This window comes from Flavobacterium rhamnosiphilum (genome assembly GCF_004349195.1).
Taxonomy (GTDB): domain Bacteria; phylum Bacteroidota; class Bacteroidia; order Flavobacteriales; family Flavobacteriaceae; genus Flavobacterium; species Flavobacterium rhamnosiphilum.
Window position 1 is genome coordinate 16,822 of sequence record NZ_SMLG01000012.1, and the last position, 20,540, is coordinate 37,361.

The window sequence follows — 20,540 nt, forward strand, 5'->3', positions numbered from 1 at the left end:
TAGATTATTTTTGCAAACGCAAAACCAGCATATACAATGAAAAAAAAGACTTTCAGAAATTTACATAGAGATTTAGGTTACTTCTATATTGGACTCATCGTTTCCTTTGCTTTATCAGGGCTTATGATGAACCACAGAGAATATTGGCATCCTGATAAATACACTACCGAGACTAAAGTTATTGAAGTAAAGCTTCCTGCAGAAAGTGAAATCAATGAAAAATTTGCGGAAGATTTAGGAAAACAATTGGGTATTGATGACAAGTTCAGACGCCATAATGTAAAGAAAGAAGTCTTTAAAATTTCTTTTGAAAAACACGATGTCGAAATTGATATGAAAACTGGAAAAGGAGAAATTGTATCTTTTATAAAAACACCAATCATCAGCCAAACGATGAAATTGCATAAAAGCACTTCTAATTTTTGGATTTATTATTCTGATATTTTTGCACTGAGTTTAATTATTATTGCACTGACAGGAACTATTATGGTAAAAGCAGGAAAGTTCAGTTTCAAAGAACGCGGTTGGAAACTCGCTCTGGCAGGAATTTTATTTCCGTTGATTTTCTTGTTTTTTCTGGGTTAAAATTCAAATTTAAGACATAACATTCAAAAACCTCGTTTAGAAATAGACGGGGTTTTCTGTTTTTTACCAAACTATTATTTTTTTCATATATTTGATAGTAACAATTGATATATAATGACTTAACAAAATTTAAATTATGAAAAAAACATCTATTTTATTTGGGACTTTATTAATCATAATACTTTCATCATGTAAAGATGGAAAAAAAAAGGAGGAAGCACGTTTGCCTGAACAGTATGACTTAGAAGATTTTTACAATACCAAATCGATAAGTGCATCAGGGTTTAATGACGATGAAACTAAAGTCCTAATAAACAATAACACTACAGGAATCTACAATGCGTATGAGTTATCTATCGCTGATACTACTGCTATAGCATTGACAAAATCTACTAAAGAAAGTATTTATACTGTAGATTATTTACCTGGAAGTTCTAAATTTATTTATTCGGCAGATGAAGGAGGAAATGAGAATTCTCATTTATTTCTAATGGATCGTAAAAGTAATAATCCAAAAGACATCACTCCTTGGGCAAATAGTGCCAATAGCTTTATTGGCTGGAGCCATGACAAGAAAAGCATGTACATAAATAGTAACAAGCGAGATGTAAAGTATTTTGATATTTTAAAATTAGACTCTCTAACCTGGAAACCAACGATTTTGTACCAAAATGAATCCGGTTTAACCCCGTCAGTAATTAGTAAAACGGAACGCTATATAGCACTTACCAAAGAAATCACTACGGATAAAAACGAAATGTATTTATACGATAGTAAGACCAAAACAACCAAACGTCTCAGTAGCGATAAAGAAGCAAATTGGAGTCCGATGGCTTTTGAAAAAAATGACAGCATTTTTTATTATACCAGTAATGAAGATAAAGAATTCAGTTCGCTAATCAAATACAATATCAATACTGGAAAATCAGAAAAAATATTTGAAGATAAATGGGATGTAATGTATATGTCTTTAAGTGAAAAGGAAAAATATCGTATTATTTTTGTGAACAATGATGGAAAAAATAAAGTACTACTTTTTGAACATGCTACCGGAAAACCGCTAAAGCTACCAGACTTTGATGATGGTGATGTAATAAATGTAATCATTTCCAATAGTGAAAATAAATTATTACTGACAGTAGGGAGCAGTACCAGCTCGCCAAACTTATATCTTTATGATATCCCTTCCAAAAAACTAAAACAACTGACCTCCACTCTGAGCAAAAAAATTAATCAGAATGACCTTGTAAAAGCCGAAGTGATTCGTTTCAAGTCTTTTGATGGCAAAGAAATTCCAGCCATTTATTACAAACCTTTGCAAGCTTCCAAAAACAATAAAGTTCCGGCATTAATCTGGGTGCACGGCGGACCTGGCGGGCAAAGTCGCATTGGATATTCAAACACCATACAATATCTTGTTAATAAAGGATATGCGGTTTTGGCCGTAAACAATCGTGGTAGTAGTGGCTATGGAAAAACATTTTACAAAATGGATAATAAAGATCACAGCAACGGAGATTTAAAAGACTGTATTTGGGGCAAAAAGTGGCTAACACAACAGGATTATATTGATCCGAATGCTATTGGTATTTATGGCGGAAGCTATGGCGGATGCATGGTTTTAGGCGCATTAGCATTCCATCCTGAAGAATTTAAAGTAGGTGTGGATTTATTTGGTGTTGCAAATTGGCCTAGAACATTAAAAAGTATTCCTCCTTATTGGGAATCATTCCGTAAAGCGCTATATGATGAAATGGGAGATCCCTATACTGCTGATAGTATTCGATTGAAAAAAATATCACCATTATACAATTACGATAAAATAAACAAACCATTACTTGTTTTCCAAGGTGCCAATGATGTAAGAGTATTGCCTGTAGAAAGTGATGAAATTGTAGTTGGAGTAAAGAAAAATGGAGTGCCGGTTCAATATGTAGTATATCCAGATGAAGGACATGGTTTTCAGAAAAAGGAAAACCAAATTGCCACAACAAAAACAACATTACTCTTCTTAGATAAATACCTAAAATCGAAGAAATAGAATAATTGAAAAATAAGTTTAAAGAAAAAAACTATCTCATTCTTACAACGAGATAGTTTTTTTTATCCTAAAACTTTCAAATACAGCTATACTATGTTCCGTTCAATATATAAACCAACCGAAAATTTGGTGAATTGTAACCAACTTAATTGAAGTTGCGAGACATTGTATAAAAAGTTTAATTTATTTGAATTCCGTTTTTTTCAAGTAATTCAAAAAGAGAGATACTTTGATTTGGCTCATATTTCTCTACACCACTTTGATACCATTTTGTTATCAAATTCATCTGATGTGAAGTATAGCCATCTGTATCGATACTTAAGCCTAGTAAACCCGCCAAAAGAAAATCTTCCAAAACTTTATTAGTAACAATACATTGTGGAATTCCATCACTAATACATCCGTTCATCCTCTCATAATCCGATCTTCCTGAATCAAATCCAGCAATAAAAGCTTCATTCCTTTTTGCATAATTAAATTCCAGAAATGGATTCAAACCAATTGAATATCCTTCAAAATAATGTTGTCTATATGTTGGACTAAATATTTTTTTCATTTCTATACTAATCTAATGATTGAGAATTCTATGACAAACATATTAACAATATTTCAGAAAATGCACAAAAATCGTTTAAAGGAGAAAATACTCTTTAAATCACAATACAATTGACGTTTATCGATGAAATATTATCAAATTATAATAAATCGCAAGTATTCCCCTTTTACCAAAGACGAAATTATTTATTCAATTTTTCAACAAAAAAAATCCCATCACGTTATAAAATGAGATGGGATTTTGAATGTTATAAATAAGCTAAATTTTATTTCAATCCAGCCAAACTATGCTCAATGGTTTCAATTTTTGCTAAAGCATCCGCTTCTTTTTGTCTTTCGTTTGCCAAAACTTTCTTTGGCGCACCCGCCACAAATTTTTCATTTGCCAGTTTGTTTTGAACAGATTTCAAGAAACCTTGCGTATACACTAACTCTGCAGTAAGTTTTGCAATTTCCTCTTCTACATTAATATTTCCAGTAATTGGAATGAAATATTCATTCGATTTTACACGGAAAGACAAAGCGCCATCCACTTTATCCGAAACATATTCTAACGAAGTGATGTTTCCTAATTTAGTCACCACTGAATCAAAATACGTTGAAGCTTTATCATTGTTTACCGCTTTCAATTCGATTGTATCTTTAAACGGAATATTTTTGTCTTTACGAATCGTTCTTATCCCAGAAATCACTTCAATTGTATTTTCAAAATCAGCAATTAGACCTGCATTAAAAGGTTTCATTTCTGGCCAAGTCGAAACAATTAAAGCTTGTTCAGGAGTTCTTTCGGCAAGAATCTGCCAAATTTCCTCTGTCAAGAACGGCATAAACGGATGCAATAATTTCAAGTTATTTTCAAGCATTTCTATGGCTTTCGCCAAAGTTACGCTGTCAATTGGCTGTTGGTATGCCGGTTTTATCATTTCGAGAAACCAAGAACAGAAATCATCCCAAACCAATTTGTAAATTCCCATTAAAGCATCGGAAATCCTGTATTTTTCAAAATTATCTTCAATTTCTAAAAGGGTTTGTTGCAATTTGGCTTCATACCATTCAATTGCCACTTTTGAAGATTCCGGCTGCGGAATAGTATCCGAAACTTCCCAACCTTTTATTAGTTTGAACGCATTCCAAATTTTATTGGTAAACGCTTTTCCCTGGTTACACAATTCTTCGTCAAACATGATGTCGTTCCCTGCAGAAGCACTCAAAAGCAATCCAACACGAACACCATCGGCACCAAATTTTTCAATCAAATCCAAAGGATCAGGTGAATTTCCTAATGATTTAGACATTTTACGTCTTTGTTTGTCACGAACCAAACCAGTCAAGTACACATTCGTAAATGGTTTTTTGCCTGTATATTCATAACCCGCAATAATCATTCTAGCTACCCAGAAAAACAAAATATCCGGTCCGGTTACTAAATCATTCGTTGGATAATAGTATTTAAAATCTTCACTTTCCGGATCCATAATTCCTCCAAAAACCGACATTGGCCACAGCCAAGAAGAGAACCAAGTATCAAGAGCATCTACATCTTGTTTTAGGTTTTCGGTGGTTAGGTTTTGGTTGTTAGTTTTAGTCTTTGCCAATTCTAAAGCTTCTTCGATAGATTCAGCAACTACAAAATCTTCTTTACCGTCGCCGTAGAAATAAGCCGGAATTTGTTGTCCCCACCACAATTGACGGGAAATATTCCAGTCACGAATGTTATTTAACCAATGTGCATACGTATTATTAAAACGTGCTGGATGCAATTTAATTTCACCATCAACCAAAACAGATTTAATAGCCGGTTTTACCAAATCTTCCATTTTCAAGAACCACTGATCTGACAAACGAGGTTCGATAACCGCTTTGGTTCTTTCAGAAGTTCCTACTTTATTCAAGTGTGTTTCTGTTTTGGCTAATGCACCAATAGTTTCTAACTCTTTGGCAATTGCCTCACGAACCACAAAACGATCTTTTCCTTGGTAGTGTAAACCAAAACTATTTAAAGTCGCATCTTCATTGAAAATATCAATAATCTCCAAATTATGCTTCTCCCCTAGTGCTTTGTCATTCATATCGTGCGCCGGAGTCACTTTCAAACATCCCGTTCCAAATTCAATATCAACATATTCATCTTCGATAATTGGAATTACTCTTCCACAAATTGGCACAATTGCTTTTTTGCCTTTCAAATGAGCAAAACGTTCATCATTTGGATTAATACAAATAGCCGTATCTCCAAAAATAGTTTCCGGACGCGTGGTTGCAATCGTCAGGAAGTCTTCACTTCCTTCGATTTTATATTTTAAGAAATATAATTTCCCTTGTTGTTCTTCGTAAATTACTTCTTCGTCAGATAGAGTAGTTTTCGCTTCAGGATCCCAGTTTACCATGCGGTATCCTCTATAAATCAAGCCTTTGTTGTATAAATCCACAAAAGAACGAATTACAGAAGCTGACATATCAGGATCCATCGTAAACTTGGTTCTTTCCCAGTCACAGGAAGCGCCTAGTTTTTTCAATTGATCCAGAATCACACCACCGTATTTATCAGTCCATTCCCAAGCGTGAGCCAAAAATTCTTCGCGTGTTAAATCATTTTTATTGATTCCTTCGGCTTTTAATTTGGCTACTACTTTGGCTTCGGTAGCAATCGATGCGTGATCAGTTCCTGGAACCCAACAAGCATTGAAACCTTTGAGCCGCGCTCTTCTAATTAATACATCTTGAATAGTGTTGTTCAACATGTGTCCCATGTGCAAAACTCCGGTGACATTAGGCGGAGGAATTACTATGGTATATGGTGTTCTATGGTCTGGTTCTGAGTGAAAATAATTGTTCTTCATCCAGTAGTCATACCACTTATTCTCAATAGTTTTAGCGTCAAATTGTGCAGGAATTGTCATTTTATTGTGGATCGTTTAATCGTTAAATTCAATTGTTTGTTGATTCAGTTAAACGAATAACCAAATCAACAAATAACCTTTTAGACTTTGGTCTGATATTTGTAATTCTAATTGGAGACAAAAGTAAATAATTAAGTACACTATAAAAAGAGAAATAAAAATTTGTACCTTAATTAATAAGGAACTAAATTTACTAAATGATTTTAAATTCAAGAAAATGAAAAAAATAATAGCTTTATTCACATTCGCGTTAATCAGTAGTATCGGTTTTGCTCAAAATGGACCTAAAATTGAGTTTGCTGCCAAAGACAACACGATTGATTATGGAAAGGTTACCAAGAATGAAAATGGCTCTCGTGATTTTATCTTTACAAATACAGGTAATGCTCCATTAATTATTACTAATGTACTATCTACTTGTGGATGCACGGTACCTACAAAACCAGACGAGCCAATCATGCCAGGAAAAACAGGAAAAATAACCGTTAAATACAACATGGCTCCCGGTCCTATCAGAAAAACACTAACTGTTGAATCAAATGCAGTCAACTATGAAGCCGGAAGGGTTGCTCTAAAAATTAAAGGAGAAGTTATTTCCAATTAATATCAGAATTAAAAATAAATAAAAAAACGCTTTTGGATAAATCTTTCCAGAAGCGTTTTTAATTTATAATATATCATACAATTGAAACCTGAATTTTAAGATTTCGCTTTTACGTTCCACCTCCAAAGTAATCCATTTTTCTTCTTCCGACTTAAAAAGAGCATTAATTTCTTGCAATGAGTGTGTATGGATTGGATTATTATTAATCAAAAGGATTATATCACCTTTTTTCAATCCCGCGTTGGCGGCTGGAGAATTTTTCCTAACATTGGCAACCTCATAAATAGGCTTTAATTGAAATTTATATTTAAACTCATTCGTAACTTTAGTCCCGTCAGACTCATAGTAATTTGAGCTCAAGGGAACAGTTTCCATTCGAACGGTTTCCTGAACCCACTGCAATCCATTATGTTGTACCTCTACACCACTTTTATTATAGCTAAATGGAGCCTGATAATCACTATTCTTTTTTAGATACATTTGTTGTTTTTGGTAATCGAATATAACCGTAAATCGCTTCATGATTTCACCTCCTACTGATCCCATTCGATCTGGTACTATGGTGACATTTCTAATCGAAATCGAGTCTGGAAAAGCCACTACGGGATTATTAAATTCAAAATCTGCCATCTGGAATTTTTGAATTCTACCTCTTTTACCTTCTATGTCGCCGCTAAAACCTCTTCCCAAAAAATCATCGAAATTTTTCAATGGAACTTTAATCGATTCAGAACGGCCTTGAAACAACCAAACTGCATCACTATTGCCTATATCTATCAATAATTTAACGGGAACATTCCGATTATCCTGATACACCGTACTTTTTAGATAAGGCTTCAATTTCTCGATAGTAATAGGAATAGTATTAAACTTTTTTTCAATTTTAGTTCGGTTTTTATCAGTGTCTTTGTAAACAATCACTCTCTTTTTTTGGTAATTAATTTCCACTAAATTATTTCGAAAAAACTGATACCCAATAATCCCGTTTACTGGAATTCCTATATGAGACGATAAATTAAAATCGGGATCTAAAACAATATAAAGCATATGATTCCTATTCTTTAAACTGCTAAATTCCAAAATATTATTTGTAGATTTTAATCCTTCAACAGCCGCTTGACTTCCTAACCCTTTTAATAATATTTTTTCGGCATTAAAAAAACGAACTTCTTTTTTATCTTCCAAACTAAACAATATGGTTTCGGCAACACCGGTATCTAACAAAAAATTCAACTCTATACCATTCACTTTAATAGGTACAAAAACCAAATTATTGATCAATTTAAAAGGTACGCTGACTTTATTAACGTCTTTTTCAAAATGAAATCCTTGTTGTGCAGAAACAGCAGAAACAAATAGGCAAATGAGAAATAAAAATAGTGTTTTTTTCATTGTTATTCTTTTACATAAAAATAGTAAATAAATCATATCAAAAATGCAGATTTAACAATATATACGCATATTGATTATAATAAATTCGAAAAAAAAATTGCAAATTTGCAACTCAATAATTAAGACTATGCCAAAAATATCAAACAAAGGGAAACAGATGCCCGAATCACCAATACGAAAATTGGTTCCCTACTCAGAAATAGCTAAGAAAAAAGGACATAAAGTATACCATTTGAACATTGGTCAACCGGATATCAAAACTCCTGAAGTTGCCATGAATGCAGTTAAAAATATTGATTTAACTATTTTAGAATACAGTCATTCCGCAGGAAATGAAAGCTACAGAAAAAAATTATCGGCTTATTATACCAACCAAGGGATTCCTGTAAATATAGAGGATATCATAATCACTACCGGTGGATCGGAAGCACTTATGTTTGCTATGGGAAGTACTATGGATCAGGGTGATGAAATTATCATACCAGAGCCATTTTATGCTAATTACAATGGATTTTCAACAGCTTCAGGTGTTACTGTTGTTCCTGTAATTTCAACTATTGAAACAGGTTTTGCTTTACCGGCAGTTGAAGATTTTGAAAAACTGATTACTCCAAAAACAAAAGCGATCCTTATTTGCAATCCAGGAAATCCAACCGGATATTTATATTCGAAAGAAGAAATTATGCAACTAGCTGCTTTGGTCAAAAAACATGATTTATTCTTGATTTCTGACGAAGTATATCGTGAGTTTACGTACGATGGCGACATCCATTATTCAGTAATGAATGTTCCAGGACTTGAAGAACACGCTATTATGATTGATTCTGTTTCCAAAAGATACAGCATGTGTGGCGCGAGAATAGGATGTATTGTTTCTAAAAACAAAGAAGTCATGGCTACCGCTATGAAATTTGCGCAAGCAAGATTGAGTCCTCCTACTATTGAACAGATTGCAAGTGAAGCAGCTTTGGATACTCCAAAAAGTTATTTTGACGAAGTGATTTCGGAATATAGAGAGCGAAGAGATACGCTAATTAATGAGTTGAACAAAATTGAAGGTGTTATAGTATCAAAACCAAAAGGTGCTTTCTACTGTATTGCACAACTGCCGGTTGACAATGCTGATGCTTTTGCACAATGGCTTTTAGAAACGTATGATTTTAATGGTGAAACGGTAATGGTAGCGCCTGCAGCAGGTTTCTACTCGACTCCGGGAATGGGATTAAATCAGGTTCGAATTGCTTATGTATTAAAGAAAGAAGATTTAATTACTGCTGTATCTATTTTGAAAGCGGCAATTCCAGTTTATAATGCAACTCAATCCAAATAAAAAAAACACTCCCATTTTGGTATCCTAAAATAGAACTAATTTATGAAAAGGCAGTAACGTAACAGTTACTGCCTTTGTTTTTACAACCAGTTTAGAACAAACCAACGCTTTTGTGACCCTAAAGTCGTCTTAAATAGTAAGCGCTATAGAAATTCTTTAATTTTTATTATTTATCTTTACCGCTTAAATATTTACACCCACAATAATAGTAGCTTTTAATGATAAACAACGAAGAATTTCAAGACGAAATAGGAAACAATCATATTAGTACCAATGCAGAAAATCCAGTACGAAAGGATGCTTTTGACATTACAGATGAAATAAAAATAGACAAAATAAAAAAAGATGTCGAAAATATTCTGATTACACTTGGAATGGACTTGACAGATGACAGCTTAAAAGGTACGCCCAATCGTGTTGCCAAAATGTTTGTAAAAGAAATTTTTGGAGGTCTAAATCCTGCCAAAAAACCAAAAGCTTCTACTTTTGACAATAACTACAAATACGGCGAAATGTTAGTTGAAAAAAACATTATCGTTTACTCTACCTGTGAACATCATTTATTGCCAATTATAGGAAGAGCCCATGTGGCTTATATTTCCAATGGAAGGGTGATTGGACTTTCTAAAATGAATAGAATTGTAGAATATTATTCCAAAAGACCCCAAGTACAAGAGCGTTTAACGATGCAAATTGTTCAAGAATTACAAATTGCTTTAGGCACTGAAGATGTCGCTTGCGTTATTGATGCCAAACATCTATGTGTAAATTCCAGAGGAATAGGCGATATTGAAAGTAGTACCGTAACCTCAGAATTTGGCGGGAAATTTAAAGATGCTCAAACTAAAAGAGAATTTTTGGATTATATTAAATTAGAAACAAAGTTCTAAAATAGAAATAAACTTCATTAGTAACGATAAAGCCCTAGCCCTGATTGTAGTGAAAATCCTTTTATTCGTTTTTTTTTAAACGAAAAAAGATTGTAACGTAAAGCAGGAATAAGCTCCTGATTGCCACGTTCCTCGCAATGACAAATAAAAAAACACAAAATGCCATTATACAGTAGCCAAAATCTAAAAATATACAATTCTCTTTCGGGAGAAAAAGAAATTTTCACACCTATTCACGAAGGGAATGTTGGAATGTACGTTTGCGGACCTACGGTTTATAGCAATGTGCATCTTGGAAATGTGCGAACATTCATGTCCTTTGACGTAATTTTCAGGTATTTTTTGCATTTGGATTTCAAGGTTCGTTATGTTCGAAACATTACTGATGTGGGGCATATTGTGGATGATGTGGATGAAGGTGAGGATAAAATTGCAAAAAAAGCACGTTTAGAGCAACTGGAACCCATGGAAGTAGTGCAGCGCTATACGGTAGATTTTCATGATATATTGAATGAATTTAATTTTTTACCGCCAAGTATAGAACCTACAGCTACGGGGCATATCATTGAACAAATTGAAATTATCAAGACTATTATTGACAAAGGAATTGGCTATGAAGCCAATGGATCGGTTTATTTTGATGTAGTAAAGTTCAACGAAACCAATCATTACGGTAGACTAAGCGGTAGAAATATTGAGGATATGCTTGCCAACACCCGTGATCTTGACGGTCAAAGTGACAAGAGAAATTCACAGGATTTTGCGCTTTGGAAAAAAGCCGAACCACAGCACATTATGCGTTGGCCTTCGCCATGGAGCGATGGATTTCCGGGCTGGCATCTTGAATGTACCGCAATGAGTACGAAATATTTAGGCAATCATTTTGATATTCACGGAGGCGGAATGGATTTGAAATTCCCGCATCATGAATGTGAAATTGCTCAAAATGAAGCATGTACCGGACAAACTCCTGTTAATTACTGGATGCATGCCAACATGCTGACTTTAAATGGTAAAAAAATGGCAAAATCTACTGGTAATAATATTTTACCAAGAGAAATATTGACTGGAGAAAATACCATTTTAAGCAAGGCCTTTTCAGCATCGGTAGCCCGATTTTTCATGTTACAAGCACATTACAGAAGCATTCTTGATTTTTCTGATGATGCAATTGTCGCTGCCGAAAAAGGATACAAACGATTGATGGAAGCCATGAATTCGTTAAAAGATATTGTTGCAGGCACAAAAAGCACGATTGATATTCAGGCATGGAAACAATTATGTTATGATGCGATGAATGATGATTTTAACACTCCAATTTTAATTGCACAATTATTTGAAGGCGTTCGATTTATCAATTTATTGAAAGACGGAAAAGAAACCTTGAATGCCGAAGATTTAAAATCTTTTGCAAAAGCAATGCATAGTTTCGTTTCTGATGTTCTAGGACTGGAAGACGAAAAAGTTTCTGATAACAGTAATGACAAATTAGAAGGGACGGTAAACATGCTTATTGAAATGAGAAAACAAGCCCGCGACAATAAGAATTTTACATTATCAGACCAAATCAGAGATCAATTGATTGCATTAGGAATTCAGTTGAAAGATGGAAAAGAAGGAACTACTTTTAGTATTTAGTTTCATAATATCAAGTTGCAGATTAATACCGTAAAATAATTTTGATTAACAAAAGTGAAGTTTTAAATTCTAATACTAAAGTCATGTTATCCAAAATAATTATTTACCCATTTTTGCTATTGGTTCGGTTTTATCAAATTGCTATTTCCCCTTTTACTCCTGCAGCTTGTCGATTTGAACCTACTTGTTCTTCCTATATGATTGAAGCATTACAAACTCATGGTTTGTTTTATGGTGTTTTTTTAGGAATGAAACGTATTTTAAGTTGCCATCCTTGGGGAAAAACTGGTTATGATCCTGTTCCCAAAAAAGTGTGTAATCACAAACATTAACTTTTTTTAAATACGAAATTTTACTTTAAATCTTTATTTTTACGGCTAATAAACAAATTTAACACTAAATGACACACGCTTTAAACATAGTTTGGAATCCATCAGAAGGAATCGATTTAGGCTTTTTTGTAATTAGATATTACAGCTTAATGTTTGTAATCGCTTTTGGATTAGGCTGGTACATTATGAAAAACATATTTGAACGCGAAGGAGAATCCATAGATAAATTAGATTCTTTGTTCATCTGGACTGTACTTGCCACTTTGATTGGTGCACGTTTAGGACACGTTTTCTTTTATGATTGGGAATATTACCGCAATCATTTATTGGAAATCATTTTACCTTTCCGCTTTTCACCAAATTTTGAATTTACCGGTTATCAAGGTTTAGCAAGTCATGGTGCGGCCATTTCTATTATAATTGCCATGTATTTTTATAGTAAAAATGTACTTAAAAGACCCCAAATGTGGATTTTAGACCGAGTGGTAATTCCAGTGGCTAGCGGCGCTATTTTTGTGAGATTAGGCAATTTTTTAAATTCAGAAATTATAGGCTATGAGACCACATCACCATTTGGAATAAAATTTATCAAAGATCATTTCAGTCCAATGGATGCTGTTAACGCTACACAAATAGCCAATCCTAAAGATGCTTATACTGCTATCGCAACAGATCCTAAATTCGCATCTTTACTCGAACAGGTACCGCTAAGACATCCTACTCAATTGTACGAAGCTTTTTGCTACATTTTTGTTTTTGCAATTTTATTTTTCTTGTATTGGAAAACTGAAAAACGAAATAAAACAGGATATATATTCGGTATGTTTCTAGTTCTGTTATTTTCTGTACGTTTTGTAGTGGAATCCGTTAAGGAAAGTCAAGGCGGTTTTGAGAGTGCTTTGGGATTATTTTCTACGGGGCAATGGCTAAGCATTCCTTTTATTTTAATTGGACTGTATTTTATTTTTACTGCAGAAAAGCCTATTAAAATATAATATTACTTAATAAAACAAAAAAGCTTCCCAATTCAGGAAGCTTTTTTGTTTTTATCTTTTTAATGAAAAATGAGATTTGAATTTCTTGGGAATATCTTGTTCCGTGTATTCAATACTGAACCAATAATCATTTGCCGGCATTGGCTGTCCGATATACGTTCCATCCCAACCCGAACCATTTGGAAAAATTTCTTTTAAAAGTTTGCCATAACGATCAAATATTAGAATTTTAGAACTGGATTGATCTTGTAAAGCAAAAATGTTCCAAGTATCATTATATCCATCATTGTTAGGTGTGAAAAATTTAGGATAATTAACCACTAAAACATTATTTCTTGTTATTGGAAGACTACATCCATTTTTGTCTTGAACTGTAATGGAATGGGGCCCTAAAGAAACATTTTCAAAGATTGGACTTTCTTGAAACGGCCCATCATCTAATTGATACAAATAATCTCCAGCTGCCGTGGCATTAATCGTGACTATTTGATTTTTGGCAAATGCTTCCGTAACTGTCCAATTCACGTCAACAAGCGTATTGGATGAACTAACTGTAATTGATTGTGTAATTGTTGCCGCACATTGTCCCGGATTGGGCGTAAAAACATAGTCATTTGGTCCTAAAACTGACGTATCAACAGTTGCCGGACTCCATGCTCCCGTTATTGCAGGAATATCCGAAGAACTTGTTGGCAAAACCAGAACTGGATCATTTTCACAAACAGTTGCCGGAATAGTAGTAAAAGTTGGCGTTCTTAATGGATTCACCGTAATCGTTAAATTAGCCGTAGTTGCACATTGCCCCGCTGTTGGCGTAAAAGTATAGGTTGTAGTAGCCGTATTATTTAAGGCCGGAGACCATGTTCCTGTATAACCATTATTAGAAATTGTCGGCAAAGGAGCCAAGGGTGTTCCTGTACAAATTGGAGAAACCACAGTAAATGTCGGAGTAGCATTTGGCGTGACTGTAATGATCATTGTAGCCGTAGTTGCACATTGACCAGCAGTTGGAGTAAAAGTATAGGTTGTAGTAGCCGTATTATTTAAGGCCGGAGACCAAGTCCCTGTAAAACTATTATTTGAAGTTGTAGGTAAAGCCGAAAGTGCAGCACCGGAACAAATAGCCGGAACCTGTGTAAAAGTTGGCGTTATATTGGGATTAACGGTAATCGTTACTACTGTTGTAGGGCTTGAAACACATTGTCCCGGATTAGGAGTAAAAGTATAAGGAGTTGGTCCCGAAACAGTTGTACTAACAACTGGAGGACTCCAAGTACCGGTTATTGGCGTGGCGTTTGATGAACTTGTTGGCAAGATTGGCGCTGTCGCATTTTGACAAACAGTAGCTGGAATACCTGTAAAAGTCGGGGTAACCAATGGTGTAACAGTTACATTCAAAGTTTGTGTTGTAGCACATGGAAATAAAGTTGGATTTGGAGTAAACACATAACTTCCGCTTGTTGTATTGTTTATTATTACAGGTGACCAAGTTCCTGTAATTCCATTTGGGGATGTTGGTGCTAAAATTGGTGTTACAGACCCTGAGCAAAAAGGAGCAATTGCAGGGAAATCAGGTGTTTTAATATTAGCTGGAGAACATGTTGTTCTACAACTTGTAGTTTCAGGAGTCACACAAGTCTTTGCTCCTACAGCTGTAAGAGTAAACACTACTGTTTGCCCTTCATTCAAACCTAAAACTGTAAAATTAGAAGGAGCAGTATGTGTTCCTGTAACTGGTGTCCCACCATCAACCGTATAACTATATGTAAAACTAGATTGTCCTGTATTTGCAAAATCAAATTTAATAGAATTCGGTGTTATTGTTTGACAAAATAAATCTAATTTTTGGTTAACATAAACATATATTTCAGTTCGAGGAGTACTCTCAACTCCTCCAATTACTTGAGTTACATAATACGTAAGAGGACTCGATCCTGGAGTTCCTGTAGCTGCTGTAGCTGTTGGCGGAGTTGGAGCAGTGGTAGAAAATGTTCCTCCAGTAGCTGCAGCATACCATCTTAATGTACCTCCTCCAGAAGGTGTTGCCACTAAAGGAACAGCAGGTTCATTTAAACAATAATACAGGAATTGCGGATTTGGTGTTGGCGGAGCAGTTTGACCAAAAATACTAGAGCCAAGTAATAAATTAACAAAACAAACAAAGACAAATAAAAGTATATTCTTTTTCATTATTCGTAGGTTTTAATTTGATCTAAAAATAAAGCTGTATGTTTTTAACAAATATTTAGTAAATATATAAATTTTATACTTTGATACTATAAAGTTTCAATTAATATATCTTTAGAGATAGTAACTGATTATAAAGGATCTAGAAAAAAAAGAGTCATTATTCTATAACGAAAATGAAAAACCAAAATCAATATTTGTAGTATCATACCCAGAATTTAAACTTTGTAATCCAGCATTAGATACATGACGAAAATTAGGTCTTACATCAACTGTAATTTTGTTTAATTTAAAAGTAATTCCTAAAGCTACTACGTTAGAAAAAGCAAAACCTTTTGATAATCGCTCTGTCTCCGTATCAATAATCATAGGTCCAACACTTCCCAAAACGTAAACACTAGCCTTTTTAAAAATTGGTTTTCTCATCAAAAAACCAATATTCAAAACATATTCTTTTATATCTTTTAACTTGGTATATCTTTCGCGCTTTTCAATGTAATTGGGATCGTCAGGTTGCACAAAATTGGGATTCAAAAGTTGGTGCGTTGCAAAATTTAGTTCCGGCTGCAACAAAATCTCATATTTAAAACGCTTAGTTTTTTTTAGTGTATAATATAAGTGTAGTTTATAATAACTATTAGAGTACGTATAATCGTCATTCTTTAATTCACTTCCAAAACCATAATTAAAACCCAATTCAATTTTACTCGTTTTATCTTGAGCATAAAACGTCATAGAACTAAAGACAACCGTTAAAATAAAAAATATTTTATTACACATAAAATTTTATTTTCAAAGCTATTACGTTTCTCGAATTACACCATTAAATTAGTGATAAAAAAACAAATTAACAATTATGAACTAAAAAAAAAGAGATCCAACTTTCGTTGGATCTCTTTTTAAAAATTATATAACTATTTTTTTAACTTTCTTGGTGTTGTTTTTCAACCCTATTTTTATCTTCTTTTGAGATCGTATCTACAAGCACTGGTGTTGCAATAAACAATGAAGAATACGTTCCTACAATGATACCCACCAACATAGCAAATATAAATCCTCTGATAGATTCACCTCCAAAAACAAACATAATCAACAATACCACAATCATTGTCAATGAAGTATTAATTGTTCTTGACATCGTCGTATTAATAGATTGATTTACAATTTCAGCAAAAGAACCTTTAGTTTTACCTGCCAAGAATTCACGAACCCTGTCAAATACAATTACGGTATCGTTCATAGAATACCCAATAACCGTTAGAATCGCAGCGATAAAATGCTGATCGATTTCCATACCAAAAGGCATGAATTTATAGCATAATGAGTAAATCCCTAATACAAAAATAACATCATGTGCAATAGCTGCAATAGCTCCTAAACTATATTGCCATTTTCTGTAACTGATCATCAAGTATAAAAACACGATAGCCATCGCTCCAAGTACCGCCCAATACGCATTAGTTTTAATATCCTGTGCTACAGTTGGACCTACTTTTGAAGCTTGTAGAATTCCTAATTTTTTACCATCATAAGAATTTACAAATTTATCATAAGTCATATCTGCTGAAAAATGCTGTTTTAAAGTAGCATACAACAATTTATTCACTTCTTCATCAGCTTTAATTCCTGGCTCATGAACTTTGTATTTTGTTGTAATTTTTAATTGATTGTCTTTACCAACTATTTTAGCTTCGGCACTACCAAACACTTTAGTCAATTCAGCTTTTACTGTTTCAGTTTCGATTGGTTTTTCGAAACGCACTTGAAATGTTCTTCCTCCAACAAAATCCACACCTTCATCAAGTCCGTTTGTTGCTAAAGAGATAACACTTATAACAACTACTATACTTGAGAATAAATACGTCCATTTTTTTACACCTAAGAAATCAAAATGGAAATTGTTAAACATATTCTTAGAGAAATTTGTAACAAATGTCAAATTATTCTTTTTGCTTATATTCCAATCAATAAAGATTCTTGCAATAAAAATAGAGGTAAACAATGAAGTTACGATACCAATCAATAATGTAGTAGCAAAACCTTTAATTGGTCCTGAACCAAAAATAAACAATACAGCTCCCGTTAAAATATGCGTTACGTTAGCATCAGTAATTGATGACATCGCACCTCTCCAACTGTATGAAGTTTTAATAGCTTCTTCCAACGTTTTACCAGCACGCAATTCTTCTTTTGCTCTTTCGTAAATAATGATATTCGCATCAACAGCTGTTCCCATTGTTAAAACGATACCGGCAATACCTGGCAATGTTAACACTGCTCCAAGACTTGCTAAAATTCCGAACAAGAAAAGTAAGTTAACCGCTAATGCAAGATTTGCATACCAACCTGCTTTACCATAATAGATCATCATCCAAAGTGATACTAAAAGCAATCCTATCAAAGCGGAGTTAGTACCATTATCAATTGCTTCTTGACCTAAGGATGGCCCTACCACATCTGATTGAACAATATCCGCAGCAGCAGGAAGTTTCCCTGCTCTTAACACATTCGCTAAATCTTTAGTTTCTGTAATATCAAAAGCTCCTGAAATTTCAGATCTACCACCTGAAATTGGACCAGTAGAAACTCCCGGTGCAGAATAAACCACATCATCCAAAACAATAGCGATATTGCTTTTTTGAGTATACGCTCTACCCGTTAATTCTTCCCAAGCTTTTGCACCTTGACCGTTCATTTGCATAGAAACAGCTGGTTTACCTGATTGGTCAAATGTATCGCTTGCATCTGTAACCACACCACCACTCATTGAAGGCACATTGTCTCTGTTTCCTTTTAAAGCGTATAATTCTACAGCATCAATATCTTTTGCTTTAGCATCTTTTATTGTCATTGGTTTACCCCAAACAAATTTTGCATAACGTTGGTCACCTGCTAATAAAATTCTAATATCAGCTCTTTTCAAATATCCGTTTACTACGGCAGTATCTTTTGGGGAGAAAAGTCCTAAAACTGGACCTCCACCTTGACCAATAATTTTATCAAATAAAGGATTTTCTCCTTTTTTAGTAGCAGTTGAATCTTTAGTATCCGTAAGTAAAGCACTTAAAGAATCTTTTACAACTGGTTTTACTTCAGTAATTTTGATTTCAGTTTTTTTCAATGACTCATTAGCAGCCATTAAAAAGTTACCTATTTCTTCAATTTTGTACGTTTCCCAAAACTGCAATTGAGCTGTGCTTGATAATAATTTTTTAGCACGATCTACATCTTTTGCGCCAGGAAGTTCAACAAGAATCTGACCTGAATTTCCTAATTTTTGAATATTAGGTTGCGTTACACCAAACTGGTCGATACGTTTTCTTAAAACTCCAAAAGCACTTTCGACAGACTCATCTACTTTTCTGGAGATAACCTTTTTTACTTCTGCATCTGTCATTTGAAAATCTACTCCACCTTCACCTTGCAAACTTCTGTTTGCGAAAATATCAGGAGAAGCTAATTTTACAGTTCCTTTTGAATTTGCTTCAAAAGCATCAAAAAACTTATCTAAATACGATTTATTCCCTTGTAAATCTGCAGTAGCATCCGCCAAAGACTTATTGAAAACTGGGTTTTTAGAATTATTCGATAATCCTTTTAAAATGTCTTTAACAGATATTTGAAGTATCACATTGATACCACCTTCTAAGTCAAGACCTTTATTGATTTGTTTGTCACTAACTTCATTGAACGTAAAATCGGTAAACCCAAGATTAAATACTTTCTCTTTACCAATAGAATCCAAATATTTTACTTCTTTTTCAGGATTTCCACCTGCAAAAGATTTTGCATCACTTTTTACTTTGCTTGCGACAAAAGTGAAAGAAAGTTGGTAAATACTTACCAATGCAAATAGAATTGCGAAAAATTTAATAAGTCCTTTATTCTGCATTATTACTAAAAATTAATTATTTTTTATTTATTTATTTTTGCTTTAAACCTTATAGAATAAGACTTGACATCGATTTTTTTAATTCAAAAAAGAACATCTCGAACTACATCATTTTTTTAAACCGAGCAAATATATAATTAACGTTAAGATTAACCAATTTATTTATTAATTAATCTCAAGAAAAAGACTGCAAAAGTGCAGTCTTCTTTATTATATATGTAATTTTTTATGCTAAAATCGATTTTAAGGCATCATTCATTTGTCTAACAGCATCAGCACTTTTAGCAAATAAGGCTTTTTCTTGATCATTTAGTTTAATGTCTAGAATTTCTTCCACTCCATTTTTACCAATAATACAAGGAACACCAATACAGATATCATTTTGACCGTATTCCCCTTCAACAAATACAGAACAAGCAATCATTTTCTTTTGGTCATTCAAAATACTGTCTACCAAGAAAGCAACTGAAGCTCCCGGAGCATACCAAGCTGACGTTCCTAAAAGTCCCGTAAGTGTAGCTCCACCTACCATAGTGTCTGCAGCAACTTTTTGCAATTCTTCTTCCGATAGAAATTGAGAAACCGGAATTCCATTATAGGAAGCCAATCTTGTTAAAGGAATCATAGTAGTATCTCCATGTCCGCCTATCACCATTGCTGATATATCATTGGCTGGTTTATCCAAAGCCAAAGATAAATAGGTTCTGAAACGAGAACTATCCAGCGCTCCTCCCATACCAATAATTCTGTTTTTTGGCAATCCTGTAGATTTCAACGCCAAATAAGTCATGGTATCCATAGGATTAGAAACTACAACAATAATCGTGTCCGGTGAATGTTTCAATACATTTTCAGCAACCGATTTTACAATTCCTGCGTTGATACCAATTAACTCTTCACGGGTCATTCCTGGTTTTCTAGGAATCCCTGATGTAATAACAACTACATCGCTTCCTGCGGTTTTAGAATAATCATTGGTAACGCCTGATACTTTGGTATTAAAACCCGTATTGGTAGCGCATTGCATAATATCCAAAGCTTTACCTTCAGCAAAACCCTCTCTGATATCTAACAATACTACTTCGCTGGCAATTCCTCTATAAGAAATTACATCTGCACAGGTCGCACCTACATTTCCTGCTCCTACAATGGTAACTTTCATATTTTAAAATTTATTCGGTTATTAGTTAATTTCTGTG

At 33.9% G+C, this 20,540-nt stretch carries 15 protein-coding genes; 8 read left to right on the forward strand and 7 right to left on the reverse strand.

What is annotated here, in order from left to right; translation table 11 throughout:
- The first annotated feature begins 36 nt into the window (after positions 1 to 36).
- Positions 37 to 585, forward strand: coding sequence for a PepSY-associated TM helix domain-containing protein (locus E0I26_RS13865; protein ID WP_131917039.1), 549 nt, complete (start codon positions 37 to 39; stop codon positions 583 to 585).
- Positions 586 to 721: 136 nt separating this feature from the next.
- A complete protein-coding gene (locus tag E0I26_RS13870; RefSeq protein WP_131917040.1) occupies positions 722 to 2,626 on the forward strand; it encodes an alpha/beta fold hydrolase in 1,905 nt (634 codons plus the stop codon).
- Between the two features lie 178 nt (positions 2,627 to 2,804).
- Here the strand turns inward: E0I26_RS13870 and E0I26_RS13875 are convergent, their stop codons facing one another.
- Together E0I26_RS13875 and E0I26_RS13880 are read right to left on the reverse strand one after the other, a co-directional pair.
- Positions 2,805 to 3,182: a hypothetical protein gene (locus E0I26_RS13875; protein WP_131917041.1), complete on the reverse strand. Its 378-nt coding sequence runs from the start codon at positions 3,180 to 3,182 to the stop codon at positions 2,805 to 2,807.
- 265 nt (positions 3,183 to 3,447) lie between these two features.
- Positions 3,448 to 6,081, reverse strand: a complete 2,634-nt coding sequence (locus E0I26_RS13880; protein WP_131917042.1) for a valine--tRNA ligase — start codon at positions 6,079 to 6,081, stop codon at positions 3,448 to 3,450.
- 217 nt (positions 6,082 to 6,298) lie between these two features.
- Between E0I26_RS13880 and E0I26_RS13885 the strand changes: the two genes are divergently transcribed.
- Positions 6,299 to 6,685, forward strand: a complete 387-nt coding sequence (locus tag E0I26_RS13885) for a DUF1573 domain-containing protein (protein WP_131917043.1) — start codon at positions 6,299 to 6,301, stop codon at positions 6,683 to 6,685.
- 63 nt (positions 6,686 to 6,748) lie between these two features.
- On the opposite strand, the gene E0I26_RS13890 is transcribed toward E0I26_RS13885, so the two are convergent.
- The gene (locus tag E0I26_RS13890) at positions 6,749 to 8,077 is read right to left on the reverse strand and encodes a PDZ domain-containing protein (RefSeq protein ID WP_131917044.1); all 1,329 of its coding nucleotides are present in this window, start codon (positions 8,075 to 8,077) and stop codon (positions 6,749 to 6,751) included.
- A 127-nt stretch (positions 8,078 to 8,204) separates the two neighbouring features.
- Here E0I26_RS13890 and E0I26_RS13895 point away from each other — a divergent pair, with 127 nt between their 5' ends.
- From E0I26_RS13895 to lgt, 5 genes are all read left to right on the forward strand, one after another.
- Positions 8,205 to 9,407, forward strand: coding sequence for a pyridoxal phosphate-dependent aminotransferase (locus E0I26_RS13895; protein ID WP_131917045.1), 1,203 nt, complete (start codon positions 8,205 to 8,207; stop codon positions 9,405 to 9,407).
- Positions 9,408 to 9,625: 218 nt separating this feature from the next.
- Positions 9,626 to 10,297 carry a GTP cyclohydrolase I FolE gene (folE, locus tag E0I26_RS13900; RefSeq protein WP_131917046.1) on the forward strand — a complete coding sequence of 224 codons (672 nt, stop codon included), beginning with the start codon at positions 9,626 to 9,628 and terminating at the stop codon, positions 10,295 to 10,297.
- Positions 10,298 to 10,456: 159 nt separating this feature from the next.
- A complete protein-coding gene (gene cysS / locus E0I26_RS13905; protein ID WP_131917047.1) occupies positions 10,457 to 11,935 on the forward strand; it encodes a cysteine--tRNA ligase in 1,479 nt (492 codons plus the stop codon).
- Positions 11,936 to 12,018: 83 nt separating this feature from the next.
- Entirely contained in the window at positions 12,019 to 12,267 is a 249-nt protein-coding gene (gene yidD / locus E0I26_RS13910; protein WP_131917048.1) for a membrane protein insertion efficiency factor YidD, read from the forward strand.
- A 68-nt stretch (positions 12,268 to 12,335) separates the two neighbouring features.
- Entirely contained in the window at positions 12,336 to 13,262 is a 927-nt protein-coding gene (gene lgt, locus E0I26_RS13915; RefSeq protein WP_131917049.1) for a prolipoprotein diacylglyceryl transferase, read from the forward strand.
- 51 nt (positions 13,263 to 13,313) lie between these two features.
- Here the strand turns inward: lgt and E0I26_RS13920 are convergent, their stop codons facing one another.
- From E0I26_RS13920 to mdh, 4 genes are all read right to left on the reverse strand, one after another.
- Positions 13,314 to 15,452 carry a T9SS type B sorting domain-containing protein gene (locus tag E0I26_RS13920; RefSeq protein WP_131917050.1) on the reverse strand — a complete coding sequence of 713 codons (2,139 nt, stop codon included), beginning with the start codon at positions 15,450 to 15,452 and terminating at the stop codon, positions 13,314 to 13,316.
- Between the two features lie 162 nt (positions 15,453 to 15,614).
- Complete coding sequence (locus tag E0I26_RS13925) at positions 15,615 to 16,229, reverse strand: acyloxyacyl hydrolase (protein WP_131917051.1); 615 nt, start codon at positions 16,227 to 16,229, stop codon at positions 15,615 to 15,617.
- 142 nt (positions 16,230 to 16,371) lie between these two features.
- A complete protein-coding gene (gene secDF / locus E0I26_RS13930; RefSeq protein ID WP_131917052.1) occupies positions 16,372 to 19,341 on the reverse strand; it encodes a protein translocase subunit SecDF in 2,970 nt (989 codons plus the stop codon).
- 226 nt (positions 19,342 to 19,567) lie between these two features.
- Positions 19,568 to 20,503, reverse strand: a complete 936-nt coding sequence (gene mdh, locus E0I26_RS13935) for a malate dehydrogenase (protein WP_131917053.1) — start codon at positions 20,501 to 20,503, stop codon at positions 19,568 to 19,570.
- Between the last annotated feature and the right edge of the window lie 37 nt (positions 20,504 to 20,540).

What these genes read in the sequence shown, in the direction of transcription:
- E0I26_RS13865 (WP_131917039.1), top strand. Translation starts at nt 37, where the DNA reads ATGAAAAAAAAGACTTTCAGAAATTTACATAGAGATTTAGGTTACTTC.
- E0I26_RS13870 (WP_131917040.1), top strand. Translation starts at nt 722, where the DNA reads ATGAAAAAAACATCTATTTTATTTGGGACTTTATTAATCATAATACTT.
- E0I26_RS13875 (WP_131917041.1), bottom strand. Translation starts at nt 3,182, where the DNA reads ATGAAAAAAATATTTAGTCCAACATATAGACAACATTATTTTGAAGGA.
- E0I26_RS13880 (WP_131917042.1), bottom strand. Translation starts at nt 6,081, where the DNA reads ATGACAATTCCTGCACAATTTGACGCTAAAACTATTGAGAATAAGTGG.
- E0I26_RS13885 (WP_131917043.1), top strand. Translation starts at nt 6,299, where the DNA reads ATGAAAAAAATAATAGCTTTATTCACATTCGCGTTAATCAGTAGTATC.
- E0I26_RS13890 (WP_131917044.1), bottom strand. Translation starts at nt 8,077, where the DNA reads ATGAAAAAAACACTATTTTTATTTCTCATTTGCCTATTTGTTTCTGCT.
- E0I26_RS13895 (WP_131917045.1), top strand. Translation starts at nt 8,205, where the DNA reads ATGCCAAAAATATCAAACAAAGGGAAACAGATGCCCGAATCACCAATA.
- folE (WP_131917046.1), top strand. Translation starts at nt 9,626, where the DNA reads ATGATAAACAACGAAGAATTTCAAGACGAAATAGGAAACAATCATATT.
- cysS (WP_131917047.1), top strand. Translation starts at nt 10,457, where the DNA reads ATGCCATTATACAGTAGCCAAAATCTAAAAATATACAATTCTCTTTCG.
- yidD (WP_131917048.1), top strand. Translation starts at nt 12,019, where the DNA reads ATGTTATCCAAAATAATTATTTACCCATTTTTGCTATTGGTTCGGTTT.
- lgt (WP_131917049.1), top strand. Translation starts at nt 12,336, where the DNA reads ATGACACACGCTTTAAACATAGTTTGGAATCCATCAGAAGGAATCGAT.
- E0I26_RS13920 (WP_131917050.1), bottom strand. Translation starts at nt 15,452, where the DNA reads ATGAAAAAGAATATACTTTTATTTGTCTTTGTTTGTTTTGTTAATTTA.
- E0I26_RS13925 (WP_131917051.1), bottom strand. Translation starts at nt 16,229, where the DNA reads ATGTGTAATAAAATATTTTTTATTTTAACGGTTGTCTTTAGTTCTATG.
- secDF (WP_131917052.1), bottom strand. Translation starts at nt 19,341, where the DNA reads ATGCAGAATAAAGGACTTATTAAATTTTTCGCAATTCTATTTGCATTG.
- mdh (WP_131917053.1), bottom strand. Translation starts at nt 20,503, where the DNA reads ATGAAAGTTACCATTGTAGGAGCAGGAAATGTAGGTGCGACCTGTGCA.